22 protein-coding genes and 1 pseudogene are annotated in these 26,730 nt (G+C 50.1%); 11 read left to right on the top strand and 12 right to left on the bottom strand.

All coding sequences use genetic code 11. The features are described from left to right. Positions 1 to 178: 178 nt before the first annotated feature. Positions 179 to 1,528, bottom strand: coding sequence for a serine hydrolase (locus tag ABJU74_RS14025; protein ID WP_348384923.1), 1,350 nt, complete (start codon positions 1,526 to 1,528; stop codon positions 179 to 181). A gap of 950 nt (positions 1,529 to 2,478) precedes the next feature. Then, on the bottom strand, positions 2,479 to 4,803 hold the full coding sequence (locus ABJU74_RS14020; RefSeq protein WP_348422601.1) for a penicillin acylase family protein: 2,325 nt from the start codon (positions 4,801 to 4,803) through the stop codon (positions 2,479 to 2,481). Here ABJU74_RS14020 and ABJU74_RS14015 point away from each other — a divergent pair. Next, complete coding sequence (locus ABJU74_RS14015) at positions 4,787 to 5,926, top strand: helix-turn-helix domain-containing protein (protein ID WP_348384919.1); 1,140 nt, start codon at positions 4,787 to 4,789, stop codon at positions 5,924 to 5,926. The two genes, ABJU74_RS14020 and ABJU74_RS14015, sit on opposite strands and share 17 nt — an antisense overlap. Before the next feature lie 751 nt (positions 5,927 to 6,677). On the opposite strand, the gene ABJU74_RS14010 is transcribed toward ABJU74_RS14015, so the two are convergent. From ABJU74_RS14010 to ABJU74_RS13990, 5 genes are all read right to left on the bottom strand, one after another. Further along, positions 6,678 to 7,835 carry a Xaa-Pro peptidase family protein gene (locus ABJU74_RS14010; RefSeq protein WP_348384917.1) on the bottom strand — a complete coding sequence of 386 codons (1,158 nt, stop codon included), beginning with the start codon at positions 7,833 to 7,835 and terminating at the stop codon, positions 6,678 to 6,680. Between the two features lie 66 nt (positions 7,836 to 7,901). Next, positions 7,902 to 9,338: an aldehyde dehydrogenase family protein gene (locus tag ABJU74_RS14005; RefSeq protein ID WP_348384916.1), complete on the bottom strand. Its 1,437-nt coding sequence runs from the start codon at positions 9,336 to 9,338 to the stop codon at positions 7,902 to 7,904. 40 nt (positions 9,339 to 9,378) lie between these two features. Next, positions 9,379 to 10,638 (bottom strand): FAD-dependent oxidoreductase, encoded by a 1,260-nt coding sequence (locus ABJU74_RS14000; protein WP_348384914.1) that lies wholly within the window; start codon positions 10,636 to 10,638, stop codon positions 9,379 to 9,381. Further along, positions 10,638 to 11,567, bottom strand: a complete 930-nt coding sequence (locus ABJU74_RS13995; RefSeq protein ID WP_348422850.1) for a proline racemase family protein — start codon at positions 11,565 to 11,567, stop codon at positions 10,638 to 10,640. Before ABJU74_RS13995 ends, ABJU74_RS14000 begins: the two co-directional genes overlap by 1 nt. A gap of 13 nt (positions 11,568 to 11,580) precedes the next feature. Then, complete coding sequence (locus tag ABJU74_RS13990) at positions 11,581 to 12,525, bottom strand: dihydrodipicolinate synthase family protein (RefSeq protein WP_348384912.1); 945 nt, start codon at positions 12,523 to 12,525, stop codon at positions 11,581 to 11,583. A 101-nt stretch (positions 12,526 to 12,626) separates the two neighbouring features. Between ABJU74_RS13990 and ABJU74_RS13985 the strand changes: the two genes are divergently transcribed. After that, positions 12,627 to 13,388, top strand: a complete 762-nt coding sequence (locus tag ABJU74_RS13985; RefSeq protein WP_348384911.1) for an AraC family transcriptional regulator — start codon at positions 12,627 to 12,629, stop codon at positions 13,386 to 13,388. A 785-nt stretch (positions 13,389 to 14,173) separates the two neighbouring features. On the opposite strand, the gene ABJU74_RS13980 is transcribed toward ABJU74_RS13985, so the two are convergent. Next, positions 14,174 to 14,425 (bottom strand): hypothetical protein, encoded by a 252-nt coding sequence (locus ABJU74_RS13980; RefSeq protein WP_348384909.1) that lies wholly within the window; start codon positions 14,423 to 14,425, stop codon positions 14,174 to 14,176. Then, a complete protein-coding gene (locus ABJU74_RS13975) occupies positions 14,422 to 16,023 on the bottom strand; it encodes a DUF6438 domain-containing protein (protein ID WP_348384908.1) in 1,602 nt (533 codons plus the stop codon). The genes ABJU74_RS13980 and ABJU74_RS13975 overlap by 4 nt, the downstream gene beginning before the upstream one ends. 84 nt (positions 16,024 to 16,107) lie before the next feature. Between ABJU74_RS13975 and ABJU74_RS13970 the strand changes: the two genes are divergently transcribed. Together ABJU74_RS13970 and ABJU74_RS13965 are read left to right on the top strand one after the other, a co-directional pair. Next, positions 16,108 to 16,464, top strand: a complete 357-nt coding sequence (locus tag ABJU74_RS13970) for a hypothetical protein (RefSeq protein ID WP_348384907.1) — start codon at positions 16,108 to 16,110, stop codon at positions 16,462 to 16,464. Beyond that, the gene (locus ABJU74_RS13965; RefSeq protein WP_348384906.1) at positions 16,461 to 16,931 is read left to right on the top strand and encodes a DUF5063 domain-containing protein; all 471 of its coding nucleotides are present in this window, start codon (positions 16,461 to 16,463) and stop codon (positions 16,929 to 16,931) included. Before ABJU74_RS13970 ends, ABJU74_RS13965 begins: the two co-directional genes overlap by 4 nt. A gap of 271 nt (positions 16,932 to 17,202) precedes the next feature. Here ABJU74_RS13965 and ABJU74_RS13960 read toward each other — a convergent pair whose 3' ends face one another. Both ABJU74_RS13960 and ABJU74_RS13955 read right to left on the bottom strand, forming a co-directional pair. After that, positions 17,203 to 17,523 (bottom strand): hypothetical protein, encoded by a 321-nt coding sequence (locus ABJU74_RS13960; protein ID WP_348384905.1) that lies wholly within the window; start codon positions 17,521 to 17,523, stop codon positions 17,203 to 17,205. 100 nt (positions 17,524 to 17,623) lie between these two features. Next, positions 17,624 to 18,130, bottom strand: a pseudogene (locus tag ABJU74_RS13955) (GNAT family N-acetyltransferase). A 357-nt stretch (positions 18,131 to 18,487) separates the two neighbouring features. On the opposite strand from ABJU74_RS13955, the gene ABJU74_RS13950 reads away from it, so the two are divergent. From ABJU74_RS13950 to ABJU74_RS13920, 7 genes are all read left to right on the top strand, one after another. Further along, a complete protein-coding gene (locus tag ABJU74_RS13950) occupies positions 18,488 to 19,741 on the top strand; it encodes an Nramp family divalent metal transporter (RefSeq protein ID WP_348384904.1) in 1,254 nt (417 codons plus the stop codon). A gap of 22 nt (positions 19,742 to 19,763) precedes the next feature. Continuing rightward, positions 19,764 to 20,948, top strand: a complete 1,185-nt coding sequence (uxuA, locus tag ABJU74_RS13945) for a mannonate dehydratase (RefSeq protein ID WP_348384903.1) — start codon at positions 19,764 to 19,766, stop codon at positions 20,946 to 20,948. 188 nt (positions 20,949 to 21,136) lie between these two features. Next, positions 21,137 to 21,589, top strand: coding sequence for a hypothetical protein (locus ABJU74_RS13940; protein WP_348384901.1), 453 nt, complete (start codon positions 21,137 to 21,139; stop codon positions 21,587 to 21,589). A gap of 230 nt (positions 21,590 to 21,819) precedes the next feature. Further along, positions 21,820 to 22,983, top strand: a complete 1,164-nt coding sequence (locus ABJU74_RS13935; RefSeq protein ID WP_348422600.1) for a hypothetical protein — start codon at positions 21,820 to 21,822, stop codon at positions 22,981 to 22,983. A gap of 284 nt (positions 22,984 to 23,267) precedes the next feature. Further along, positions 23,268 to 25,406 (top strand): molybdopterin-dependent oxidoreductase, encoded by a 2,139-nt coding sequence (locus ABJU74_RS13930; RefSeq protein ID WP_348384899.1) that lies wholly within the window; start codon positions 23,268 to 23,270, stop codon positions 25,404 to 25,406. A 46-nt stretch (positions 25,407 to 25,452) separates the two neighbouring features. After that, complete coding sequence (locus ABJU74_RS13925; RefSeq protein WP_348384898.1) at positions 25,453 to 25,761, top strand: MmcQ/YjbR family DNA-binding protein; 309 nt, start codon at positions 25,453 to 25,455, stop codon at positions 25,759 to 25,761. Positions 25,762 to 25,851: 90 nt separating this feature from the next. Beyond that, on the top strand, positions 25,852 to 26,208 hold the full coding sequence (locus ABJU74_RS13920) for a MerC domain-containing protein (RefSeq protein WP_348384896.1): 357 nt from the start codon (positions 25,852 to 25,854) through the stop codon (positions 26,206 to 26,208). 27 nt (positions 26,209 to 26,235) lie between these two features. On the opposite strand, the gene ABJU74_RS13915 is transcribed toward ABJU74_RS13920, so the two are convergent. Then, positions 26,236 to 26,691: a biopolymer transporter ExbD gene (locus ABJU74_RS13915; RefSeq protein WP_348384895.1), complete on the bottom strand. Its 456-nt coding sequence runs from the start codon at positions 26,689 to 26,691 to the stop codon at positions 26,236 to 26,238. Between the last annotated feature and the right edge of the window lie 39 nt (positions 26,692 to 26,730).

Below are 26,730 nucleotides of genomic sequence, written 5' to 3'. Positions count from 1 at the left end.
TCCATCAGGTTCAAAATCAGCTGATATCTTATTCCATTCCATCGCTGCACTTTGGTTATATTAGAGCTCCGGTGCAAGGTCCGTTTGCACCCCCGGTTTCCGACATTCGATGGAACGAAAGCTAACGTCCGCTAACGAGATATAGCAGCCATGTCCGCTAAGGGCGCAAAAGCGGACACTAGAGTTTATCGAACACGCTTCGGATCAGAGGATATAGCTCATTCTCAAAAGTAGCCGGTTCACGCATCACACCTAACCTTACAATTACCGCATTCTTTGAAGGAATAACAAAGATGAACTGGCCGTCATTGCCACCCAGATATATAACCTCATTCGGCATGCCAGGTAGATTTTTGCCGCTCCTATTGATTGACCAGTGAGACCCATATTTCCCATCTGATCCAGGTGCAGGCTGGCCGGTATAGTCTACCCAGCGTTCCGGTAATATTTGTTCATCATCCCACATTCCATTTTGCAGGTAAAGCTGACCAAATCGGGCGAAATCTCTTGGCGTTGCGTAAATATAGGATGAACCAATAAAGGTCCCGCTCGCATCAACCTCAAATATTGCCGAATTCATGCCGATTTTCGTGAACAGACTATCATATGGGAAATCGTGATAGTTCTCGCCGCTTGCTTCAAGTTTGTTGCGCATGACGAGAGACACAATGTTGGTAGTGCCGCTTGAATATTGTGACTTCGATCCGGGCTCCACAGCAAGCGGCTTTTCAGCAGCATAAACTCCCATATCGGAACTGTTGAACAGCATCTGCGTAGCATCGGATTCGGCGTCGCCATATTCTTCGGCAAATTCCAATCCACTGGCCATATGCAACAACTGCCCCAACGAAATATCTGCTCTCGGATCACTTTCGGGCCAATTCGCCATTAGGTTTTTATCGTCGAGGGACATGACCTTGCGATCAACTAATATTCCAACGAGAGCTTGTGTAACGCCTTTGGCCATAGACCAGCTTTGCTGACGGGTGTCTTTGTCAAACCCGTCAGAATAATGTTCAGCCACAATCTCACCATTCTGCACCACCACCACGCCACGTGTCACAATGGGGTGAGCCAGTTCATTATCATCAAAAAGCTCCGCAACTGCAGCTTGCACTTCGGGTTTCAATGCAACGGTATATGTATGTGTGTTATCAGCGTTTATTTCACCTTGATCTTTGATGTCTATATCGAAGACACCATTCCCGATATCTACGGTACAACCAAGCTTATCACGATAAATCGTTTTTGATTTACCCAACCCCAAGAGACTGCCCGTTACTGTCTGCGCAACCGGGTCCACGTCAAGACTGACATAGTCCATCAGTGGGTCAATATTTTGAAAATTCGTAGCGGCTACGTCTTCAGGAGCACGACCTGCAACAAAGACTTCTGAACACATTATCTTGGTTTGATATCCCACTCCGATTTGCGCCATCCGGTCATATTTGGGAATAATAGTTACTAGCACCCCGCCTATTAGTAATAACATCAAAGCGACTATGATGATTGTTTTTCGTTGTTTCATGATTTGCCCCTTATCCTACGGTGGAATCTGACTGATAATTTTCTTCAGACTGCAATTTACATGCTGTTATTGCTGCCAATGAAGGTAATGAGACACGATTTCGATATTGATATCTACGCAAATCCGAAAAAAGCTGATCGCTTTCAAAAATGAACAGCTTTTTTCAAAAACAGTCAACCTGACGGAATCCAGCATATCTGGCAGCTAGGTGATCAATAACTCCGATTGAAGAACTCAGCAGCAAAAATATGTGGTATTTTCGGGATATAGCCGCCACAACGCTAATGTCCGCAATGGGCGCAACAGGGGACGTTACAGATAATGTAGCTGCCGTTCCGCTTGCGACCCAGTTGCGGACACTCACCGCAAACGGTAAGTCTTGGCAATGACACGAGACTACAACATCGACGGCGTCAGAACCAACTCTCTCGAAGCATTCTACGACGAGATAAGCGAGATACTTATTCCTGGCGCAGAATGGGGCAGAAATTTGGATGCCTTCGACGATATTTTGCGAGGGGGTTTTGGCACGCCGGAGGACGGATTTCGGATTCGCTGGAGCAATTCAGCCGATGCGAAAAAATACCTCGGTTACAAGGAAACTGTCCGACAATTGGAAATCAGACTTCAAAAATGTCATCCGACAGCTCGAGAGAAGGTACGAGCCGAGCTCGCAGCTGCGAAAGAATGTAGGGGCCCAACTGTCTTTGATTGGCTAGTCGAGATTATTCGACACCACGGCCCGTCTGGTGACGAACCCGAAGACAACGTATCTCTCGCTCTCGAGTAACGTCCGCTTTCACCTCCGTTTCGGTCGTTCCGAAAACATTGGGTTAGAGTCCGCTTTCGGGATGAAGTTGCCGCAACGTTAATGTCCGCGAAGGGCGCAAAAGCGGGCACTCTTTCTATGAACTTTTCGTTCTCAATAACGAAACCTAATCTTACGATTGTCAGTTTGATTGACCCGGACGATATGATTTTACGGCTGATTTTTTGATGTCTTTTTCATCGAACCAGGCTGGCTTGAGCTTTTGCTCTGTGTACAGCCTCGCTTGATCGAAATAATGAACAGATTTTGGATCTCTGCTCTGTCCATAAGCCATCACAGATCGTGCTTTTATCTTAGGCGCGAACTCCACTACGCTTATATAGGAGTGCCCATGATTGCCGTAACTTTTGCTCGACCCGTCTTCGGTTGCGGTATTGAACGTCATGATCGCGCCCATATAAAACGGCGTGCCGGGTGATGAGAGGTCATGTTGCGAAAACGGCTCATTGGTCTTGCCATTATGTTCTGACCTTCCGAGCCTGTTAAAACGACCATATGGAATTCGCCAGTCTCCGTGATATTTTTCCAGAAACGCAGTTGCCTTTCGGAGCCGGCCGATCATCGGATAAGCGGAATCATCACCGCGAATGTGGAACATCGTGACATAGAGCGCAGCACCAATTGAGTCAGCGTCTGCCCGTCTATCCCAATCATTGAGGGTATTTAACGCTTCCTTCAATTCCGGTTCCGCGTTTTCGTTGTCTGGCGAAAATTTTGTCCATTCCGCCTTTAGTTTCCCGATATCAGCAGCAGCGGTGGGTAGATAGGTATCGAACGCAAATCGCGATAACTGTTCCAGGGAGACTTTTTCTTCTGCTGAGATCAATTGTCTGGATCGCTTTGCTATCGCGGTATCGCGGTCTGATCCAAACATATAAGCGGGGTAGTCAGCCTTTACCGGGTTGCTGCCGTCTGTTGTAAAAAAGGGCGAGCTGTTGGAATTTTGTAAATAGCCCGAATCCGGGTCTTCAATTTGCGGAAGATCCGCGAGAGAGAAAAACCCTCTCCAGTCTGTCTCAGGGTTGCTGCCATCCACAGGCTTTGACCAGTTCAACTCGGGATTACGTATGGGGATAGCACCGCCGTAGACGTAAAAAATATGACCATCTCGCCCAGCATAGATCAAATTATTGTAGGTGATATTCATTGGCGCGATTGCACGTTTGAACTCCGATAGATTGCCGGCCTTGCTCATATTGAAAAATTGTTCCAGCACCCCTCCTTCGGAAAGCTTAGCTACCCTTAGCGCAAGGCGCCTGCCATCCGGGTCATTAAACAGCGGTCCGTGTCGGGATTTTTCAAAAATATAATTTTGATGAATGATGCCATCCGATGCGGCAATGGTAATCGTTTCAGTCCACTTCGTTGTTGTCAATATCTTGCTGCCATACTGATATAAGCCGGACGCGCTATCGACGAATTTCTCTTGATAGACATCGTTGATGTCAGGATCATTTGCGGTGATCGACCAACCCATATCTCTATTATGTCCAGAAATCGGTAAGATTCCGATTCCATAAGCCAACTGGCCCGAGACGTTTAGACCTTCGTCGCTGTGAAGAGACATTTCATAAGGCGCATCAAGCGGGATATGCGGGTTGATAAACAGCATAGGATGCCCCGATGCGCTTTTGGATGTTCCAATCGCCCACATGGTTGAGGCAAGATATCCGGAAAATGCAGCGAGAACATTGGGTTGCCCAATCTGTTTTTGGGTTTCTCCATCAATGCCCGAAACATGAAACAGTCGATAACCTACCAGAGCATGCCACGGTTTGAAATGCGTGATTAGCTTTGGCTTGATATCCGGCCGGGTCTTCAAGAAAAAATTCATTCCGTCAGCAAAAGCATCGCAGAGCGCTTTAATTTCAGGTGACGCTTTCAAATATTCCTGCCTGGAATGTTTCTCGATTTCGAGCTTTCTCAAAAAGATGTCCCACTGCAGCCAGTCAGGCCCGCTCACAGATGCGGCGCGCCCCAGCAACTTTATATATGCCTGCTCCATATAATGAAATTCGTCTTCGGCGCGCGCGTAAGTAGCGCCGAAAACAACGCTTGCATCCGTAGGTCCGAACACATGCGGTACTCCAAATTCGTCCCGGATGATTGTTACATTCTCTCTTAGCGCGTGAGAGCCTGACCGGGGAACTGAAGCAGATTGGCTGGCAGAACCGATTTTTGAATCGTGCAAGGAACAGCTTCCCATCACCATCAAGAACGAAAGTAAAATGGCCAAGCGGAGTGTTCTGTTTAGCATCTGGCAGCCTCTTTGTTTGATATGCGGCTTGTCGGTTAGCTCAAAAACGAGCCAGCGGCGTCCACCTGGATGCAGCCAGACGAAATAAACCTGTTGTAGTTGTTTCGTTGTGGACACCGTTTCGACTAAGAGTGATGACACTGCATCACTTAACCGGCAGCTATCTGACTTTATGGATTCATCTCTCAACCTTAATGCTTGGAATCTGATCATCCTGATCGGGGCGTTACACGGTCTGATGATCAGCTTGTTACTCGTCTTGTCTCGAAGGAACCGCAAGTCTGGCAACATCATGTTGTCGTTGATGCTGCTATTCTACACCTTACCGGTGTTGCGCGTAGTGCTGCACGACATGGGTTTCATAAGATCGCTGGGTTACTCGTTTCTGTCTGTGGAGCTATTATACGGTCTGGGCCCATCGCTTTATCTCTACACAAAAACGCTCACTCATGCCCGATTTCATCCCGGCAAGGCGGATTTGCTTCACTTTTTCCCGGTTGCGCTGGAAATTATCTATTATTCTAGTCCGTTTTATCAACGGCACGAATTCTACTTTTTTGCCGAGCCCATTGATACGGATCATTTCATCTGGATGGTGGAGCAAACAGGAGGAATTATATCCGTTTTCGTCTATCTGTTCCTGACCAATCGGATTTTGATGAAATATTCAAAATGGATCAGAGAAAACCATTCCGATATTCACAAAAGAACTTTGAGCTGGTTGCAGAAACCCGTGTTTTTATACACAATCTTTTTTATTCTATGGTTCAGTTTAAGGACGATAGACGTCGCACAGTTCGATGACAATCTAGACATTTCAAACTACTATCCATTCCTTCTATTTCTATCGCTGGGCACTTACTGGATTGGTACACAAGGCTATTTGCACACGCAGGTTTTAACGGCTGGATTTGACCAAGACCGGGAAAAGGAAACGGAACAAAAGAATGATCGGGCGCGATTGGGCGTACTATTTGAAGAACTTGAAAGTGTCATGTCTCGAGAGAAACCTTATCTCGATAGTGATTTGAACCTAACGGTTCTAGCTGACCACCTGCAGATAAACCAGAGATTGCTATCGGAAGTAATTAACTCTCAAGCAGAAGCCAGTTTCTACGAATACATCAATGGATATCGCATCGAAGCGTTCAAGCAATGCCTCCGAGCTGGTGACAGCAAACTCCCCTTGATAAACCTCGCTTATGATTGCGGTTTTGGATCAAAAGCAACGTTCAATCATGCCTTTAAGAAAAACACCGGCATGACTCCCTCGCGATATCGGAAAAACTTTCAGAACCAGCGTGAAAGATAATGTGTTGATGGGGATATTTTCAGTACAATCCTAATGTCCGCTTTCGGGATGAAGCGGCCGCTTCAATCTTAGCTCATTGGACAACGTCACCTCAGCGATCTACTGAGTCCACATGCTACGCTTATTGTTACGAATTTTGATTGCATTGGCTTCCAGCGGTTGGATTATCCCGCTCTGCCTCTCTTTTTGGGCTTCCTATGATTGGATGTTCGAAGTCATGTGGATGGCTAAAGGCCAATATCAGGGCTCATGGCATCCCGTTGATCGAGCAGATGAAGCGTTCTATTTCGGCATGGGTTGGCTGTTCATTGTCGTGGTTTCTTGGTCGTTCTATCTTACTGGTCGAACGCAATCAAAAAGGGAACGTGACTAAAATATAGTGTCCGCTTTCGGGATGAAACGGAAGCCGCCGGAGCGTCCGAAGTTGGGGCGCAAAGCGGAACGTCTGCTTTGCGCCCCAGTTTAAGCCGTAGCGACCCAATTTCTTAGGTCCTAAAAGCGGACATTCTTCTTGGTCATTCCGACAGAGGAGAAAGTAAATGAAATATTCACAATACACCCTGCGACTCAAAACCGCACCTCATGGAACTTCGGTGCGAAAAGCGGACCGAAGCGTTTTTTCAGTCGATCTAGATGGCGGTAGTCGGTGTCGTCCGATGGTTGGCAGCGGGCACCACCACGGACGAAAAGCGGATTCTGAATATACTGGCGGTTCACAGCCAAGGCTAACCAACAGTTTGGCAGGCAACCTTTATTGTGTTAGCGAATACAGACTTTGCTGTGGTTCGGTAAACCAAGCGGCACCCGCTTCCGTGATATAAAAATGATCTTCCAGCCGGATGCCAAATTTGTCCGGAACGACAATCATCGGCTCATTTGAGAAGCACATGCCCGGCGCCAAAATCGTCTTGTCTCCACGTACGAGGTAAGGGCCTTCATGGATATCAAGGCCAATGCCATGGCCAGTTCGGTGCGGAACGCCAGGCAATTGGTAGTCAGGGCCAAGTCCGTGATCTGTAAGAAATTGCCGAGCGGCATGGTCAATTTCTTCGCACGCAACTCCCGGAACAGCCCGATCAAAGGCAATTTGCTGCGCCTGCTTTTCGAGTGCCCACATCCTTTCAACTTCTTCGCTCATAGTGTCGAGCGCATAGGTTCGTGTGATGTCAGAATTGTAACCATCGATTGTGCAACCAGTATCGATCAAAATCAATTCTCCAGGCTGCAAAACCGGATCACCCGGGACACCATGCGGGTGTGCTGTGGCCTCGCCAAATTGCACAGCACAGAAGGAACTACCATTATCCGCGCCGCCATCGCGGTGGAGCCGGTCAATCTGGTGCTTTACTTCGCTGCAAGCGATGCCGGGTTTAATCCAGCGTGATATTGTCAGATGAACGCCCAACGTCAATTGTTTGGCGGAGGTCATCAAAGCGAGTTCTGTGTCAGACTTGTAGGACCGCAGGGATGAAATCAAATTTTGAGCTGAACCAATGCCAATCGTTGTATCGAGCGTATCACCAATGCGTGACGCATGTTCATAGCTACAATTGGGGTCGATTGCACATCGATTAACTGAGTTCGCGCTGAGATAGGAGGCGATCAGCGAGTACGGATCTTCGTCTTCTTCCCAGTATAGCGTTTTGTATTGCTGGTTCAATTTTGCCGTCAACGACGTGTCTTCAAATTTGGGACAGATGAACACGGCTTCGGTTTCCGTGATGACAGCACCAATGAACCGCTCGCTTTCATGTAACTGGACGCCGAAGAAGTACTGCAGATTTGAACCAGGGGTAAGGATGGCGCCCTGGTGTGCGGTACCCTTCATCTTCTTCCTCAGGCCGCCACGACGGACGCTCCGCTCGGCATCTGTAATGAAGGCTGGAAAATTGACACTGGTATTCGTCATCGTGAGCGCTCCAAACTATACACTGTCGCACTATTGTGCGCGCACCCCGCTCTTGGCGAAGTATTTTTACGCCTGCGTATATGCTGTTTTGACCGTGGTGTAGAAATCACGGGCATAGCCGCCTTGCTCGCGCGGGCCAAAGCTTGATCCTTTTGTTCCACCAAATGGGACGTGGTAATCAACCCCCGCTGTTGGCGCATTGACCATGACCATCCCGGCCTGACTCTCCTGTTTGAAGCGCGCGGCTGACCGAAGGGATGATGTGCAGATGCCCGCTGACAGTCCGAATTGCGTATCATTCGCGCTATGCATTGCCTCATCGATATCCGAGACTTTGATCACTGAAGCGACAGGGCCGAAAATCTCTTCCGCATTGATCCGCATGGAATTGTCGGTGTCGATGAACAGAGCAGGCTTCTGGTAGAAACCGGGTTTCTCACGCTCTACCACTTCGCCGCCCGTTAGCAGCTCTGCACCTTCTTGCTTGCCAATTTCGATATATTCGAGGTTCTTGTTCAACTGCGTTTGGTCCGCGACCGGGCCGATATCCGTCCCCTGGGCCAAAGCGTCTCCGATTACCAACCCTTCCATTTTCTCGGCGAGCGCGGCCACAAATGCGTCGTAGATCGATTCCTCGACAATCAACCGAGATGACGCGGTACAACGTTGGCCAGTAGAGAAGAAGGCCCCGTTCACAGCGCAATTGACCGCATTGTCGAGATCGCAATCGTTCAAGACGACAAGCGGGTTCTTACCGCCCATCTCAAGCTGATAGCGGGCATTGCGCGCGCTACACGCCCCTGCAACAATCCGTCCGGTATTGGTCGACCCGGTGAAGCTGACCGCGCGAATACGGCGGTCGTTGAGCATTGGCGCACCGATTTCAGCACCCGGTCCCATCACCAGATTGAATACTCCCTCAGGAATGCCTGAGCGGGCAATAATATCGGTGAGGGCCCATGCGCTGCCGGGGGTGAGTTCTGCGGGCTTGAAGACCACTGTGTTGCCAAAAGCCAGAGCTGGCGCAATCTTCCATGCGGGGATGGCAATTGGGAAGTTCCACGGTGTGATAATCGCGATGGGACCAACCGGCTCTCGGGAGATTTCCACGCCTAAACCCGGCCGCACTGATGGGAGCAGCTCACCTGCATTCCTTAGCGTTTCCCCGGCGAAGAATTTGAATATCTGACCGGCACGCGCGGCCTCTCCGATCCCCTCGGCCAGTGTTTTGCCCTCTTCCCGCGACAACAGCGTACCGAGCTCCTGGTTACGCGCGAGAATCTCGGTCCCTATGGCGTCGAGACAGTCGAAACGCTGTTGAATTCCGCTCTGCGCCCAAGCCGGAGAAGCTGTGTAAGCCGCATCAATAGCTTGCTTCACATGTTCGCGGTCCGCCTGCGCATATTCTCCGACAATGTCGTTGGTATCGGAAGGGTTGATATTGGCGATCTGCTCAACCGAGCTGATCCACTCACCGGCGATGAAATTGTTGTGAACTGACATGATAGCTTCTTCTTTCTTTTTGGGGTCGCAGCTGTGTGTTTCAGTTGAAACGGGCGGCGGAATATGGGGAGGAGTCGATATGCGGTGTTCGGCCTTGCACATGCTCAGCAACCAGCTTCCCGGTGGCGGGAGCAAGCGTCAGGCCAAGCATATTGTGTCCGGTGGCAAGGCTGACATTGTCAGTGTCCGGCATTGCTCCGATAATTGGGAGGCTATCCCAAGTCATCGGGCGCCATCCGTACCATTCTTCAATATTGACTGTGGGAAGATCGCCCGACAAATAGTGCGATGCCGAAGCACGTAGCTGCTGGAGGCGGCGGCGCGGAATGGACGTGTCAAAACCTGCAAACTCCATCATCGATCCGATGCGGAAACCGGTATCAAATGGCGTGATGCCGACATGATGCTCAAGAAACAGCATGGGGACATGCGGTGATCCTTCGGGCCGATCCAAGGTAATTGAATATCCCTTGCCCGGTTCAACCGGCAGAGCCTTGCCAAAGTGACTGGCCAAGCGCCCGCTGATGGCACCCGCCGCCAACACAAAATGATCAGCTTTCATTGGGCCTTCGGAGGTTTCGATCGCAGTGATCAATCGGCCTGATCGCACTACATTCTCAAAACGAACACCCTCACGAAAAATCACGCCTCTGTCTTTGAGGAGAGCGATCCATTGCGCGGTAAGCCGGTCGGGCCGCAAGCTGGCATCGTCTGGAAACAGCACACCTCCCGCGAGACCCGGTTTGAGTGCGCCATCGAAATCGCTGAGATCAACGCCGTCGATCCAGCTTGATCGGACTCCATGGCGTGCGGCTACGGTGCGTTCGCTAGCGGAAAACGCCTCGGCGGCTTTGGTGGTTTGGAAAGCGTAGAGAAGGCCTGATTGTCGATATTCTGTTCCGTCGATTTCGTCTGCCAGAAGACGGCGATATTCCGCTGCCGACGATTCCAAGATCGCGCTCAAATGCTCCGCTGTTTCCAACATTTGAAGGGTCGAACAACGTCTTGCGAACTGCCATAGCCAGCGGATGAACGCTGTCTCAAGGCGCGGCTTAATCCGGTACGTCGCCGAGGGATTCAATACCGACAGCACGCCTTCGCGTAGTGCACCCGGCGTCGCCAGAGGCAAAACATGGCTGGGGCAAATATAGCCGCAATTACCGTAGGAACAGCCCGCCGCTAGCGTACCGCTTTCCAACACGGTGACCACATAACCTGCCTCGTTGAGATAATGCGCGCAGGCGATCCCTATGACACCGCCGCCAATAACCACCACACTATCCGATTCTGGCCCGGCCATCAGCCAAAACCTCGCCCGAAGGGGTCGCCGGGTTGATCGACCAATGTGGCGTCAGCGAACACATAGGCGGTTCCGGCAATCGACGGAATCACGTTGCCGTCATCGTCAAGCCGGTAGGACCCGCGGAAACGGCTTCCCATGATGCTTTCCTGAACCCATTCGTCACCGGGCGCGAGCCTGCCGCTCTCAGCCAGACAGGCGATCTTCGCGCTGGTTCCCGTGCCGCAAGGCGATCGATCATAGGCAAGGCCCGGACACAAAACGAAGTTCTGGCTGTTAGCGCCCGGGCTTTGGCCGGGGCCGAAAAATTCAACGTGATCGATCTCTCCGCCATCTGCGCCAAAGATCGTCTGCTCGACAAGTGCACGTTTGATTTTGCTCGCCGCCTCCGTGAGCTGCGGGATATTGTCGCGCGACAGTTCGCAAGGCGCGCTGTCGGCTAGAAAGAACCAGTTCCCGCCCCAGGCGATGGACCCGCTGACCGTACCAAGGCCGGCAACCGTCAGTTTCACGCCCTTACGGAAGCAGTAACTTGGGACATTTTCGACCGTGACATCATCCGGGCCATTCAGATCGACGCGGACTACGCCGCTTGGCGTATCAATCAAGTGCCACCCCAGGTCCAATTTCCCCAGATAGGCAAGTGTAACCGCCAGCCCGATTGTGCCGTGACCGCACATTCCAAGATATCCGGTGTTGTTGAAGAAGATTACTCCTGCGGCACAATCCGGATTGGGCGATTCGCACAAAAGCGCACCAATCATCGCCTCAGAGCATTTGGGCTCGAGGATGCTTTTCTGGCGCAAATCATCGTGGTTGCGGGCAAGCAATTCACGCCGTTCCGCCAGCGGGCCTGTCCCCAGATCGCGCCCTCCATCGACGATGACGCGGGTCGGCTGCCCTCCGGTATGTGAATCGATGACACGCATCTTCGCAGCTCCGTTAAACTGCGCCCGGCCAACTATCCCACCATGTACGGAATAGTTTCCACTGCGCTTCAAGGTAAGCCTGTTGCGACGGGCTTAGACGGTCCGAAGCATAGATTTGATGTGCATATTCGGGGGCGCCCTCCAACACCATCAAATGCTTGTAATAGAGTACGAGGTCCGGACTTTCATCGAAGGTTGCGAGCACATGCAGCGCCTTGTTCAATTCCCAAGCCAGCGCGCGGGCCTGAGCATCTCCGGCCGCAGCTTGTTGGCACAATTCCACTAACCGCAGGACTTCGCGCGGAAGTGCATTGCCTATGCCGGTAATCGCGCCGTCCGCCCCGCAATTCACAAAACCGTGAAACGCTTGGGTGTCAACGCCGACCATCAGTGCAACATCGGGATCAGCCGAAGTGATATTCTCCGCCGCATAGCGCATCGATTCCGCACCGCCGAATTCCTTGAAACCGACCAGATTGTTGTGTTCGCTCCTCAGCGAGAAGAACAAATCGGCCTTGGTCTCAAACCCGTAATAGGGGCTGTTATAAATCACTGCAGGAAGATCAGGGGCCGCATTCAGAATATCGGCGAAGTGCGAGCGTTGCGCAGCAGACGATATTCCGCGCGAAAGTACCCGTGGGATTACCATCAATCCAGCGGCGCCCACCTGTTGCGCGTGACGCGCCAGAGCAACGGCTCGGGCAGAATTTTGCGCGCCGGTTCCAACAATCACTGGGACTCCAGCTGCGCACAGACGCGCGACGCCTTCCATGCGCTGCTCATCGGTCAGTAGCGGCCAATCGCCCATTGAACCGCAATAGATAACGGCATCCATGCCTGCCGCGATCAGTTCAGTGCCCTTTCGGACCAAAGCATCAAAATCCACCTTTCCGTTCGCGTCACACGGTGTCATCAGGGCCGGCATACAACTGGAAAATACTTGGCTTGCTTGCTTCATGCTTTCTCTCCGAACTTGCAAAATCGTACGCCAGAACCGTTCAGTCGCGGCGCGAGATGTTGGACCTTCTCTACGCCTACCAAGCGGCCGGGTCTTGCCGGATGATCAATAGTGGACTTGAATATTGGTATATTTTTAGTATGGCACTCATCATGCAAGAAACGCTTCCCTTAAGCATAGTCGCTGATTTGTTTGACCATTTACCCGATGTTGTTTTCTTTAAGAAGGATGTCGAAGGTCGGTATAAATCCGTGAATACCACTCTGGTTGAGCGATCCGGTCTCGCAGACAAAGCGCAACTGATTGGACGCCTCCCGTCAGAGGTTCTGGGGAAACAGCTAGGCAGCAGCTTTGAGAAGCAAGATCGATCTATTGTGCGAACCGGACAGCCGATTGAACAGCGATTGGAAATGCATGTTTATGCGAACCGGTCGGTCGGTTGGTGCTTGACCGCCAAGCAACCGACTTTCGATGATCAGCACAATGTCACCGGCGTCGCGGGTATTTCGAAAGACCTGCAGTCGCCCAATGTGTCGCGCAGCGAGCATGATGAGGTCGCTGGAGCAATCAAATGGGCTCTGGACAATTTTCCGAACGTGCCATCCGTCATACAATTGGCCAAACAAACAGGAATGTCTCAGTTTAAACTCAATCGCCGGTTCCAACAGATATTTGGTCTCAGCGCCGGACAATGGATTATCAAACAGCGCATTGACCATGCGCAGAAATTACTGCGCGAAACCGCCCTGCCGATTGTCGATGTCGCCCTAAGCGCTGGATATAGCGATCAAAGTTCATTCACGCGTCAGTTCAGATTGGCGACTAATCTAACACCCAAGAAGTTTCGAATGATTGCGGTATGACACACTTGGATCGCTAGCCAGCCGGCAGTTTTTGCACCTTGGCATCTAAGACCGGACTTTCCGCAATCGGCCCAAAAAGCTGTCATAAGTCCCCGATTTTTGATACTCAGCAGTAAGACCGTGCTCGCGCTCGAAGTTCCCACTTCTCTGAAGTACATTCCATCATTTGGTCCACCATTTTTTGTGAGATCATGTGGTACCAAATGTTCACTTTTGGGCCGAAGATCAATTTTATCTGTTTGATTTGTTTTGTGTATTTGAGATTTCATGAGCAGTGGTGAGAAGGTATTTGGGTGTCCGTAGGGGTCACCAACAACCATTTAAGCTATTGATATTATGGATAAATAAATCAATTTTCGTTCTCAGTCCACCATTTAGAAATCACTTACGTCGAAAATCAAACTTTCCAAATGTCGTTCTACATGTAAAATTTAGAGTCCGCTTTTGCGCCCTAAGCCGCCAGAACCAGACATTCCGCTATCGGCCCAGTTACAGTCGTTAAAAACGACCTGAGCTATCGATCGCTGACGCGGAACAGTCTACAATGATATCGACCGCAACCTCATTGCCCTTAAACTTAACCTTGGGAGAGCGAATAAAGTCTAAGCCGGACTTCTTGTTCGCGAGCATTTCCATATGGTTTTTGACCGCTAAACCCGCATAGGGATTGGAGTTTCCGGAATTTGTGCAAGCGCCAAGCGCAGAGATCATTAGAATAACGGCTATGAGGTATTTCATCATTTTGATGAGGCTATCCGAACTGCAAGTAGTTGTCGAAAGCATTATCAATCTGCATTTGTTCGTTTTCCCGTTAGATGAAATGTCCATGCAAAGACGACGATGAAAAGCCATACCATGCTGAAATAAAATAATTCATCTGCATTGCTTACTGGATGCCAAGAGCCTCGATATTCGCCTTTTTCTATCCATAAGACCTCAAACAAGAAATGGTATGTTGCCCAAAATGATAGAGTGAGCGGCGCTATCCATGCACTCGAAAGGATGGCGATAATCAATCTCACTAACAGCTTCTTCATTCAGGCTTCCTTGCAATGTAATTAAGCACCCGATTCCAAGATTTTCTTCGTGCAAGCTCTTTCAGGGTTCGATTTTGATCAGCTTTCAACGTTGTGTCAGCGCCTGCTTTTATCGCCATCATGGCAATGTCTTCATCGTCGGTGATGTAGAGCAGCGACGAACTGGTATTTTCAATGGCATTTAGCTCATCGATGCTTCCCGCATTTACATCTGCTCCCGCATCTAACAACCATTTCACAATCTTTGGATTTTCGTCATGGGCATGCTGCAATGCAGTGTAATCAATATAGTCCTTCGCTGCCAAATCGACGCCCGCTGCCAAAAGGAACTTAACTAGTCCGAGCTTGTCGGCATCAGGAGAAAGAGGGCTAAAATCATTATCCAACGCAGCTATAAGTGGCGATGAGCGATCTTGTTTGAGATCAGCACCAATCTCAACAAGCTGAGACACCATGTAAAGGCTGTTGGATTTGGCAGCACCCATGAGCAATCGATTTTTTTGCTCCTGTGTCAATTGGTTCAAAAAGCTGTCCTTCTCGATCCTTTTGAACAGCTCCAATCGACCCAATCGGACTGCCACCGACAGAACGTGTGCATAGACCTCTTCATTTGGACCGCAATCTGAGCAATCTGGAAACTCAGACCATTCCCCATTTAAAGGCACTCCTTTGTCCAAGAAACTAATGGCGATGTTCTCTGGTGCAAATTCTGCCGCTGCGACGAAAGCGCGCTGCCCTTCTTTCGAACCAAAATCGAAACCTGCTTTTTCCAGAGAAGGTATAGTGTTCGAGTTACCTCTCAGCCATCTTTCAGTTTTGGTGATTTCGTCGATCTTGTCCTGCAATTCACGCACGACAAAAGGCATTCCAGACCTAAGTCCGACATAATCGACTATCGTTTTTGAGTGCGACCCGGTTTTGAATGTAATGGCGTAAGTGGGATTGTCAGTGACTTGGTATCGATATTCGTCCTTCAAGCTCCAAAAATCAGCTTTGCGGAAGTCATCGACCAATTGCATGACCGATTTCTTGGGAATAGAATAGGTCTGCTCACCCTCGACCAGCGTGTAATATCCCCCTTTATATTTGACTTTTCCATCTCCAAAAACCTGCACAATATATCCTGGGCAGCTTCCAAAACAGCCGGTTCGTTCGAGTGTAATCTCCAATTTTCCGTAATCGACTTTGGGGAAGGGAACATGGCGTTCGGGCAAGATTTCAGGGGGATAGACATTGATATAAATTGTAGTCTTGATTTTGATCGGCTTGCCAGATTGAGTATATGGTTCAAACTTCCATTTTTTTGCTTCAATCTCAGCGCGGGCGCGATAGGGGTCTTCTCTTCGTATTTCCTTGGTTCCAAACTTGTCTGGTCTTGTAGATGTATCAATAACCCTACCATTTTCGTCAACAAGCGCAGTAACGGCGATTTGATGATGTCCGGACTTTGCACTGCCAGACCGAATGAAGTTCTTGCCCGAGAGCTTTTCTGGGGTAGCTTCGAAATACTCTCCATCGAGAGTGTCAACTTCAATACGGTCGGTACAAGCGCCAAGCGCAAAGATCAGTAGAATAACAGCCAAGAGGTATTTCATCATTTGGATGAAGCTATCCGAACTGAAAGTAGTTGTCGAAAACTTCTTATATTGTTGTTCTATTTTCTTGTGCATAAGAACAGCGATATGAGTGAAAACAAAAAGAGCTATATGCCTCTCGGTTCCGATGATGGCGATGGTCCCGAGACCGGATACGATGCGCTTATGCACGAAGTCTGTGTAGGATGGGGTTTTTGCGGGTGTATTAAGAACGACAAACCTTTGCATGTCAGTGACCTGATTCCTGATACCGGCAAGGTTACCGCTGATCAGTTTGTGGAATGGGTTTTTCTTGCAGATAATATGAACCCAAACTCCGACCCAGATCGTTGGAAGCGCCATAAGGATGCGATTAAAGCTGCCTTCATAGAGCATATGGGTGGAGATGTTGTTGATGCTGAGTTGTTAGAATATGCCGACACTATGGGACCACATCTGCCGTGAGTGAAGTGCATCCGCAGTGGCATGATATAGAAGCCTCTATAAATGGCTTCCTGAGCCTTCTAAGCGGCACTTCAAAAGATTCTGATGGCAGGCTTGCGAAGCTCGCAATGGCTCTCGACAGCCTTGTATGGGCTTATAATCATTCATCAGATGTCGAGCCGGATACGGATGATGTGGACAATCCACAGTCCGACTATGATCTCTTGGCAAAACGAGCCTCTGAGGTTTTCCCTGAACTTGGCTACTATTGCGATGTTGATCCTGACGAGAGCATCGAACAGAAAATTGGAGTGGGTGATGCAATTGACGATATTGCCGACATCGCCCGTGATTTGTCCGAAGTGCTTTGGTTGAAGCAGAATGTTAGTGAAAACGAAGCAGTTTGGATGTTTCGCTTCGGTTATGAATCCCATTGGGGGAGGCATCTGCATGATCTTCGTCGGTATCTGCATGTCGTGATGAATTAGGGCAGAAAGAAAATGGTTGATGGTAGAAACAACACACCCAAGAATCTGATCACTGGTACATTATACGCGATCTCCGTCGACGCGGGTTGGTATTATTACGGTCAAGTTATGTCAGATAAGCGGATCGGGTTTTTTCGGAGAAGAGATCGAGCGCTTGTGTCGATAGAGGAAATACTATCCTCGGAAATTATGTCACAAGTCTCTGTTTTTTATGATTCCATAGGTCGAGCCATTAAGCAGGAAATTTGGCAAGAATTGGGTTGTTACGATCTTAGCGAACACCTGGTAGTGCCGTGGGAGCAAGTTCATTGTGTCCGTCGTCAGATAATTTGAGATCCAAGGCGAACGCAGATTGAGGGTCCAGAAAGATCAACGTGACCGGGTCGCTCCCCAAAATTGCATGGGGTACAAGCGGATGGATGAGCAATGCCGATCCATTGTGATGGACTCCATTTTTATCAACCACCGTGGCCGGTTTGTTCGCACTAAGGACGATTTGATAGACAGCGTGCGCATGGATATCATTCTGATCCGGAGCACCAAAATACGCGACATATGTGTCGCCAAAAACTATTTCTCCAGGCCATCCCATTGTTGGATACTACCGCAATCTCGGCTTTGCGTCTTGAACAAAACGGACAGCCACTGATTTGCGCAAAATCCGCTCGTAACGAAAAACATGTTTTATCTGTCTACGAAGGCCCGGGGCTTGGATGGCGATAAACACAATGTGGCCCGAGATCCAAAAGCTCAATTGTCTCATCAAGTCTTGCCCCCACTCTTTCAGCGACGCGTTTGGATGGTTCATTTGCTGGATGAATGTAGCTGACAAGCGTTGTCGCTCTCAGTTCTTGATAGGCATATTTCCGAGCACGCTCCGTCGCCTCGGTGGCATAGCCTTTGCCATGCGCGGCATTGACAAGCTAATAGCCGACTTCCAGTTCCGGCCAGCCTTCCAGTTCCCATAGCCCGATCAAGCCCATCATTTTACCGGAAGACTTCTCTTCCACAGCCCACTGTCCAAATCCCTTTAACAACCAATGCCCTGCTACAGCTGCCATATGTCTCCAGGCGGATGCACGGTCTTTCTGACCGCCAACAAATCGAGCTGTTTCGGGGTTTGCATAATATTCTGCGTATATCTCGAAGTCGTCCTGACGAAGATAACGTAGCAGTAACCGTTGTGTTTCAATTTCCATGATGATCCAAGATTTTTAAAGTTGCGGGATGTTTGATATGCGGATGCTCTGCGATGGTATTGAATAAATCGACTGGTTCACATGACCATATTATGCAGCGATTTCGAATGTCATTATCAATTTTCCGATCCACTGTAGCCGTTTTGCTAATGTCCGCTATGGGCGCAAAAGCGGATATCCTCGTGGACCGATCGAAATGGCCGCTGCCGATCCGAGGAAAGATAGGCGGTAAGTTTTTCACGGAGATCAGACCAATGGACCAGACCAGAGCTGGTAGACAGTCTAACCAAATAGCGGTACGCTCTTGGGCTGGTTCGGATATTCGGGGGCGTCAATGATAATCTGCAAGGCAATCAGGTGACAGCCGCTGGGAATGCGTTCAGTTGGAGATCAAGTCTCGCACTATTCCTGCCCGGAATATTCCTCATCGGCTTCAACATCGGCACCGGCAGCGTTACGACCATGGCTACCGCTGGAGCTAACCATGGAATGGCCCTGTTGTGGACCGTGCTTATATCATGCTGTGCGACCTATCTGATGATTGCGACATATGGCCGTTTTACATTGGTAACGGGGGAGACCGCGCTCGAGGCATTCCGCAAGCATATTCACCCGGCCATCGGTTTGTTCTTTGTCATAGCCCTGGGCGTGGGGGTATGTGCAAGCCTTATGGGCGTGATGGGCATTGTGGCTGAAATCAGCTACGAATGGTCGAAGATTTTTATCGCTGGCGGGATCGATCCGCTTTATTGGGCAGCGTTTTTCTGTGCTGTGGCCTATTTTATCTTCTGGAGCGGTCGCACGCAAGTATTCGAGCGTATTCTGGCCGTGGTCGTGGCCATAATGGGCGGTTGTTTCGTTCTCAATTTTTTCATTCTGATGCCGCCCCTATCGACCATAGCTGCAGGGTTTGTTCCTTCGGTACCAGATATTTCGGGACAGGAAACCAGTCCCTTATTGCTGATTGCATCGATGGTCGGCACGACGATATTTTCAGGTCTGTTCATCATGCGTACGAGCTTGGTCAAAGAGGCAGGCTGGACGATTGCCGAGGATAAACAGCAGCGGCGCGATGCCGCGTTCGCGGCCATCATGATGTTTGTTATCAGCGCTTCGATTATGGCCGCAGCAGCGGGCAGTCTGTTTGCCGAAGGCATCGGGCTTGATCGGGCATCCCAGATGATCGGATTGCTCGAACCGCTCGCAGGGCCTTTGGCGGTTTCGATTTTTGCCATTGGCATTATCGCCGCAGGAGTTTCCTCGCAATTCCCCAACCTGATTTTGATCCCGTGGCTCCTGTGTGACTATCGCAGTACGCCGCGCGATATGACATTGTGGAAGTACCGATTGTTTGTCGGTCTGATATCGTTGCTTGGTTTGATTGTGCCATTATTTGACGCCCGGCCAGTGCTTGTCCTGATACTGAGTCAGGCATTTAATGTCGTATTGTTGCCAGCAACGGTTGCTTGTATCCTATATCTAGGAAATCGAGCGGATTTGATGGGCGCGTATCGCCATTCTTGGTTAACCAATGCCGGGCTTGTAGGCGTGTTCCTGTTCTCGCTGGTGACGGGCTATATGGGCTTTCAGGGCCTGTTAGCCATGGTTTAAAGGTAGGAAAGGGGAGAGGACAATGCGCGAATCTTGGCGTTGGTTTGGACCAACCGACCCTGTGAGCCTCGAGGAGATACGCCAAACCGGCGCAACCGATATTGTAAGCGCTCTTCACGATATCGCTATTGGTGAGACATGGCCGCAAGAGCGGATTGCGCGCCATCGTGCGTTGATCGAAAAACATAATGTGCCCGGTTCAATGCTGCATTGGACAGTCGTCGAAAGTATCCCGGTCCACGAGGACATTAAGCTCGCCGCACCCGGGCACGAGCAATATATCAAAGCCTGGATCCAGAGCATGGAGAATCTCGCTGCAGAAGGCATTAAAACCATCTGCTATAATTTCATGCCAGTCATCGATTGGACGAGGACGGACCTGCGGCACCGGCTGCCCAATGGCGCCTATGCTCTGAAATTCGATCAGGACCGTTTCGCCGCCTTCGATCTGTTCATTCTAAAGCGTGAAAACGGCCAGTTCGACTATGACGAGGATGAGATTGCTCGCGCAAAAGTTACATTTGAGGCGCTGTCGGCAGAAGAAATCTCGCATCTCACACAGACGATCATCGCCGGGCTTCCAGGCAAGATGACCGATGCTGCCCATTCGCTCGATGGATTCCGCGCAGCTTTGGGGCGTTATGAAGGGATCGACCACAATAAGCTGCGAGCCAATCTTGTACGTTTCTTGGAACAGGTGCTTTTGTCAGCCGAAAAACTCGATGTGAAGCTCGCCATCCACCCTGATGATCCGCCATGGGATATGTTTGGATTGCCGCGCGTAATCTGCACACCCGCTGATTTGGAAAAATTGTTCAAGGCCAGCCCCAGCCCGTCCAATGGCATGACGCTGTGCGTCGGCACTTACGGCAGCCGACCAGATAATGACCTTCCGCAAATGGCGCACGATTTTCGCGAGCGGATTCACTTCGCTCACTTGCGCGGTGTCTCGCGTGATCCTGAAGAACCGCGCACGTTCACGGAAGCAAACCACCTCGACAGCGATATCGATATGCTGCGCGTGATCCACAATTTGCTTGAGAACGAGCAAGCAACGGGTCGCGACATTTTCATCCGGCCCGACCATGGCCATCTGATGATGGGAGATGTTACCAAAAACTCCAATCCTGGCTATTCCGCGATTGGGAGGATGAAAGGCCTTGCCGAGATACGCGGAGCAATTCGCGCGCTGTCAGCAGATATTTAGTCAAAACTGTGCGCGTGAAATAGGCACTTCTGCATCGCCTGCTCGCTTGCTCCTGAGCCGGTCGCGCTCATAAACGTGAGCCAATGTCCGCTTTGGGCGCACAAGCGGACATCCTTGATATTATTCAACAGTGACAAGTATCGGTCACTGACATATGTTTTGTGAACTTAAATGTAGGAATTGATCAAATGGCATTAAACAAACCTTCTCAATCTGCACTCATTTTTGCAGGTTTTGGAATGATTGCAGGAGCAATATTTCATGTAGTCTGTTTAATCGGCGGCCCCGAATGGGTGGCATTTGCCGGGGCTCCCGAGTGGGCGGTAGAATCCGTTCGTCAAGGAACCTGGATTGGCCCTGCCGTGACGTTGCTCATTACAGCGCTACTAATTGTTTGGGCCCTATATGCTTTCTCCGGAGCGAATAAGTTTCGAAGGCTACCATTTCTGAAATCCTTTTTGGGCGTAACAGCTTTCATATTACTCTTTCGAGGTTTGATTTTTCTGCCACGCCTTCCAAACTGGAAGTGGGATTCACCGTTGTACATCTTCCATGGATCATTGTCGTTTTTTGTATTGGCGTTGGGATTAGCCTACGCTTTTGGCTTGTATGGTCTCCTTAAAGAAAAACAGCCTGCTTAGCTATTATCCTAGTTTCCGCTCTCGGGATGAAGCGGACATAAGCTAATGTCCGCATTGGGCGCAAAAGCGGACGCTTGCTTTTCGGCACAAGACACATCTGCTATCATTAAAAAATGCGCCACATTATTTTTTTATCGTTCTCAAGCATGTTTCTGTGCAGCGCTTGTGCTCAAAACGAAAAATTAGCTGGCGATACCTTATGTAAACCTGCGCCAAATGAACAAAAGCAAATGGTTGCCGCCGTTATCGCGTCACGGAACGGGCAAGCTATTCAGAATATGCGTGCAAGAATTTCTTTAGACGGAAAACCACCTGAGCCCGAAGTACAGGAGCGATATCGAGCTTTCTCTTCAGTACTGACTGTTTTGCAAAAAGGTCAGATCGATGAAGCTGTCACTCAATATCTCGACGAAATTGAACAGCAGAATTGGTGGATTCGAAATCCTGACCTGTCGCCATCGAAAAGCCCCGCTGCACTGAGGGTTCCTGCCGATATGATAAGAGGGTTGCTAGCAATCGCAAGGCATCATCCAATGCATCGCGCACGAGCAATGGATATGGCAAAACGGACTGGCGATTATCTAGTCGAGGCGAGCGATCAAGCCGGTGTACCCTATGCTCCGTTTCCCTATTGGCGCGGCAAATCAGGGCGTCTTGGCGAACTGTCGGAAAAAGCCGCGCAAATGCTACAACAATGTGGCGCACTAGATAATGCTATTCGCAAAGATTGGTTTGTTGTTGAAGCGGTCCCAGAAGAATATTTGTTTGATACGGGAAGAGTTGGTGAAGCGCTCTCAGAGCTTTATCAAGTTACTGGTGACGCTCGATATAGAGCATGGCTTGATGATGCCGCAACGTGGGTATCGGGCCAACCGCTATCCGCAAATTTCAACTATAACGCATTCTCGGTCGCTTTTCTGGCGCAACTATATTTGGCGACGGGAGAGCGGATCCATTTAGATCACGCAGTTGAAAAAATGCAATTCGGCGTTCTCTCCGGAATGATAGATGTCGGCTCCAGTGCAGGGCATTGGATCGACGCCCATAACGAACGACTAGTATATCGATTGATAATGGTTCGGTCTTTGGGCGAGTTGCTTTTAACTTTGGAACAAGACCTAGTTGCGAAAATAGATGCTGCAAAAGTCCAATCTCTACACGCATCATTCGAACAGAGTTTCAAAGCTGTTGAATCGCAAATGCTAAAGAAAAAGGGAATATCTCAGATTGGGCCAATGCTGGAAGTCTATCATCAAATCAGAACATCCGCGACAATAGACTTTGATGTTTCTAGTGTTTTGAAGTCGCAAATAATGTCGGCGGCTAACAAACAGATTATAACCGGGAATGGAGGCGTATCGGCAGAAACCGGCCTCTACTTGTCGGATAGTTAACGTCCGCAATGGGCGCGACAGCGGACGTTAGGAACCACCCCAAATTTTTAACAATCGGACCGAATATTTCAACGCGCACTAAGCGTCAAAGATGCCGGGCTTTCAACGGTATGAAGCACATATGGTCTTCGCATCAGCTTCATCCCATCTACTGTATATAGGTCAATATGGTGGGCAGCGTTTGATTGCGCGAACAATTGCTGATCCAGATCGGTTTCTCTGAACAGTTTTGTCAGTCGCTCCCGTTCAGTCCTCTGGTACAGTTGCGGCTTGAGGAGAAGATAATGGCCGTCGAAACCAAACGCAGTTTTTGCCGTTTTTGTCATGCCAGCTGCGCGATGCTGGTGGATGTGGAAGATGATAAAATCACCGCCGTTCGTGGCGACAAGGACGATCATTTGTTCAAAGGCTATACTTGTATCAAAGGGCGCCAGCTCACCGATATGCACAATTTACCAGATCGGATGCTCACCAGTAAAATCCGTCAGGCCGATGGGACGTTCAAGGATATCGCGACCGCCGATGCCTTGGCTCTGGCAGGCGCGCAGATGAAAAAAATGGTCGAAGAGCACGGGCCGCATAGTGTTGCAGTCTATTGCGGGACCAATGCTTTCCAAAATAGTGCGGTGCTCGGGACTTCTTACGCCTTTGCCCAAGGTATCGGGTCGCGCAACTGGTATACCAGCGTGACCGTAGACCAGCCGGCAAAAGTATTCACCACTGCACGTTATGGCATGTGGATGGGCGGCGGCAATGCCTTTACCGAATCCGATGTGGCGATGTTTGTCGGCAATAATCCGATTGTGTCCCACTATTCCGGCGGAATGCCCACTTCGTCGCCATCACGCGGCTTGCAAGATGCGCAAAAACGCGGTTTGAAGCTGATTGTTGCTGATCCGCGGGTCAGCGATATGGCGCGGCGCGCAGATGTCCACTTACCGGTCAAGCCGGGGGAAGATCCCGCTTTGCTGGCGGGGATGCTCCATGTGATATTTGCAGAAAAGCTGTTTGATCAGAATTTTGTCGCAGCGCATGTCGATGGGGTTGCTGAACTGGAAGCCGCCGTGCAGCCAATGACCCCCGAGGTCGCGGCTGCGCGGGCAGGGGTGGATAAGGATGAACTGATTAAAGCGGCGCGGATGTTTGCTGGAGCCAATAAAGGCCGCGTGGTTACCGGGACCGGACCGGAAATGGCGGGCAATGGCACGCTGACTGAATATCTTGTCGCTTCGCTAAATATTTTATGCGCGCGGTTTAATCAGGAGGGCGAGAAAGTCTCCGCGCCGATGGTTTTCAATCCCCTCAGCGGCGCGCCCAAAAAGGCGGGCGTCGCACCCTCAATGCCGATGTTTGGCGAAGGATTTACGAAGTCCCGCATCCGCGGACTGGGCATGCTGGGTAAGGAAATGCCTTGCAATGTCCTGGCGGATGAAATTTTGACGCCAGGCGAAGGGCAGATTAAGGCGCTTATCTCAATTGGCGGCAATCCGGAAATTGCCTTTCCTGATCAACATAAGGTCCGCCGCGCGCTCGAGGAATGTGAATTGTTCATCCAGATTGATCCTTGGATGTCGGCCAGTGCCAAACGGGCCGATTTGATATTGGCGCCGAGCATGTGTCTGGAACGCGAAGATATCAACAATGTCTCCGACGCGTTTACCGAAGAGGCTTATGCACATTATACTGAAGCAATGGTTCCGCCGCCCGGTGACACGATGGACGAATATGAGATGCTTTGGTGGCTTGCCAAACATATAGGTATTGAAATGAACTATCCTGGCGGGCCAGTTTCGATGGACAGCTGTCCGGACAAGGCAACTGTCCTGGATTTGATATGCGAGGGATCGCTGCTCAAACCCAGTAAGGCCAAAGCTGATGCGGCGGCGTTGGATCGCAAAGGTGCTGCAATTACTTATGACGATCTGCATCCTGTTATTGGTCCTGCCGATCCGGATGCTCAAAACCGTTTCAACCTCACCGCCGGCGCCATGCCTGATGCGGTGCTCGACTATGTCGACAAGGATCCGGCGAAAGATGGTTTTGATTTCCGGCTGATTTCACGGAGATCCAAACATCGCTATAACAGCAATGGCCACCCATTTCCCAAATTGGTTGAAAAAATGCCGACCAATCCGGCATTTATCCATCCTGATGATCTGGTCAAAGCCGGTATAGATGATGGCGCGATTATTGAAATTCAGTCTCCGACTGCATCGATATTTGGATTAGCCAAAGCCGACGAAAAAGTGCGCCCCGGTGTGATTTCAATGAGCCATGCTTTTGGCGATAGTGAAGCCGGAAAAGATGATGTCATGACCAAGGGCGGATCGACCAATCGGTTGATTGTCGACAATGATCGGATTGACCCGATCACCGGTCAAGCCATACAAAGCGCTATACCGGTCCGGATCAGCGCGGCCTGACAACAGGCTTCGTCGCGGGAGACGGCAAAAGGAGAGCGTCGGCATTATGGCAATATCAGCAGCCCAGTTACGGACATTTGTTCTGGCTTTGGAAGGCGTGATAGAAAAACCGCATTTTGATCGCGCGGGCTTCAAGGTCAAGCGCAATTTTGCGACTTTGGCGGCTGATCAATTGACGGTAAATCTCTTGCTTTTGCCAGAAGAACAAGAATTGCGTTGTGAAATTCACCCGGACGCATTTGAACCCGTTCCCAATAAATGGGGCGAACGGGGTTGGACAATTATGAAGCTTGCGCATGTGGAGGCAGATGCCGCGCAGTCCGCAATTGAAGCGGCTTGGCACAATGGCATATGATCTTTTTCCGCGGAGGTTGGTTGACACGCGGATGCTATCTCAACTATCCTATGATATAACATCACATCGTATCACAAGTGGAACTTCTCCTTGAATCCTGTTCTTTATAGCGATCGCGCTGCCGTCGCGTTCAGCCTGACTTGCCTAGCCCATTGTATGCTCTTGTCGGCACTTGCCATCATGGCTCCCTTTTTATCGGTTGTGGCACAGAATGAATGGATCCATGCGGTCTCTGCAGTCTTGGCAATTCTGGCGTCAACCAGCGTTATAATCGCTTCACAATCGGCGCGGAATCCCAGATTTCTTGTTCCGGTCGGACTGGGAATAGGCTTTGTCATTCTCGGTCTGTTTGCAGAACATCTTGCGATCTCAGAAACGGTGACCACGGTCATCGGTACTTTGTTTATCGCTTTTGCTCATATCGGACGTCTTCGCAAATTGAGGTGAAAAAATGCCCAGAGCGTTTGCCTCGGGTCAATCCGCCGCGCTGTCCCAATTTGCAAATTGGCGATTGCCGACAAATCCAATTGCTTCGACTCCGGACCGTTTGACGGTGGCGATTATATTGTCAAAAACCTCATATCGCGCATAACCGTCGGTTTGCATATGTAGCTGCGGCCGGTCCGGATCTTTGGACATTTCAGCTAATAATGATTCAAGCCTGGCTTGGGTGACGGCTTCGTCGTTCCACAAGACCAGGCCGGCTTGATTGATGCGGAGCATATTTATCTTTGCGGGTTCACCGGAAGCGAGGCCGGGTGGAGGCAAGTCCACCGCCACTTTGTGCGTGGCTATTGGTATCGAGAGCATCAGCATCACTAAAAGAACCAGAAGAACATCAATCAAGGGCGTGATGTTGAGTTGCGACATTGGTTGCGTATGGGATGTGCGGATCCCGTGCTGCCGGAACGTTGGCCGATAAGTGGGCATATTGTCTCTCCTGCTATAGTCACTCCATAAAGTCGTTAT

This window comes from Parasphingorhabdus sp. (genome assembly GCF_039982415.1).
Taxonomy (GTDB): Bacteria; Pseudomonadota; Alphaproteobacteria; order Sphingomonadales; family Sphingomonadaceae; genus Parasphingorhabdus.
This window is presented reverse-complemented; position numbering and strand designations above follow the sequence as displayed.

Coding starts and splice junctions, on each gene's coding strand:
- ABJU74_RS13930 (WP_348384899.1), top strand. CDS start 23,268: ATGGCCGTCGAAACCAAACGCAGTTTTTGCCGTTTTTGTCATGCCAGC.
- ABJU74_RS13940 (WP_348384901.1), top strand. CDS start 21,137: ATGGCATTAAACAAACCTTCTCAATCTGCACTCATTTTTGCAGGTTTT.
- uxuA (WP_348384903.1), top strand. CDS start 19,764: ATGCGCGAATCTTGGCGTTGGTTTGGACCAACCGACCCTGTGAGCCTC.
- ABJU74_RS13915 (WP_348384895.1), bottom strand. CDS start 26,691: ATGCCCACTTATCGGCCAACGTTCCGGCAGCACGGGATCCGCACATCC.
- ABJU74_RS14005 (WP_348384916.1), bottom strand. CDS start 9,338: ATGTCAGTTCACAACAATTTCATCGCCGGTGAGTGGATCAGCTCGGTT.
- ABJU74_RS14025 (WP_348384923.1), bottom strand. CDS start 1,528: ATGAAACAACGAAAAACAATCATCATAGTCGCTTTGATGTTATTACTA.
- ABJU74_RS14000 (WP_348384914.1), bottom strand. CDS start 10,638: ATGGCCGGGCCAGAATCGGATAGTGTGGTGGTTATTGGCGGCGGTGTC.
- ABJU74_RS13935 (WP_348422600.1), top strand. CDS start 21,820: ATGGTTGCCGCCGTTATCGCGTCACGGAACGGGCAAGCTATTCAGAAT.
- ABJU74_RS13970 (WP_348384907.1), top strand. CDS start 16,108: ATGAGTGAAAACAAAAAGAGCTATATGCCTCTCGGTTCCGATGATGGC.
- ABJU74_RS13995 (WP_348422850.1), bottom strand. CDS start 11,567: ATGCGTGTCATCGATTCACATACCGGAGGGCAGCCGACCCGCGTCATC.
- ABJU74_RS13960 (WP_348384905.1), bottom strand. CDS start 17,523: ATGGGATGGCCTGGAGAAATAGTTTTTGGCGACACATATGTCGCGTAT.
- ABJU74_RS13980 (WP_348384909.1), bottom strand. CDS start 14,425: ATGAAGAAGCTGTTAGTGAGATTGATTATCGCCATCCTTTCGAGTGCA.
- ABJU74_RS14015 (WP_348384919.1), top strand. CDS start 4,787: ATGGATTCATCTCTCAACCTTAATGCTTGGAATCTGATCATCCTGATC.
- ABJU74_RS14010 (WP_348384917.1), bottom strand. CDS start 7,835: ATGACGAATACCAGTGTCAATTTTCCAGCCTTCATTACAGATGCCGAG.
- ABJU74_RS13990 (WP_348384912.1), bottom strand. CDS start 12,525: ATGAAGCAAGCAAGCCAAGTATTTTCCAGTTGTATGCCGGCCCTGATG.
- ABJU74_RS13925 (WP_348384898.1), top strand. CDS start 25,453: ATGGCAATATCAGCAGCCCAGTTACGGACATTTGTTCTGGCTTTGGAA.
- ABJU74_RS13975 (WP_348384908.1), bottom strand. CDS start 16,023: ATGATGAAATACCTCTTGGCTGTTATTCTACTGATCTTTGCGCTTGGC.
- ABJU74_RS13985 (WP_348384911.1), top strand. CDS start 12,627: ATGATCAATAGTGGACTTGAATATTGGTATATTTTTAGTATGGCACTC.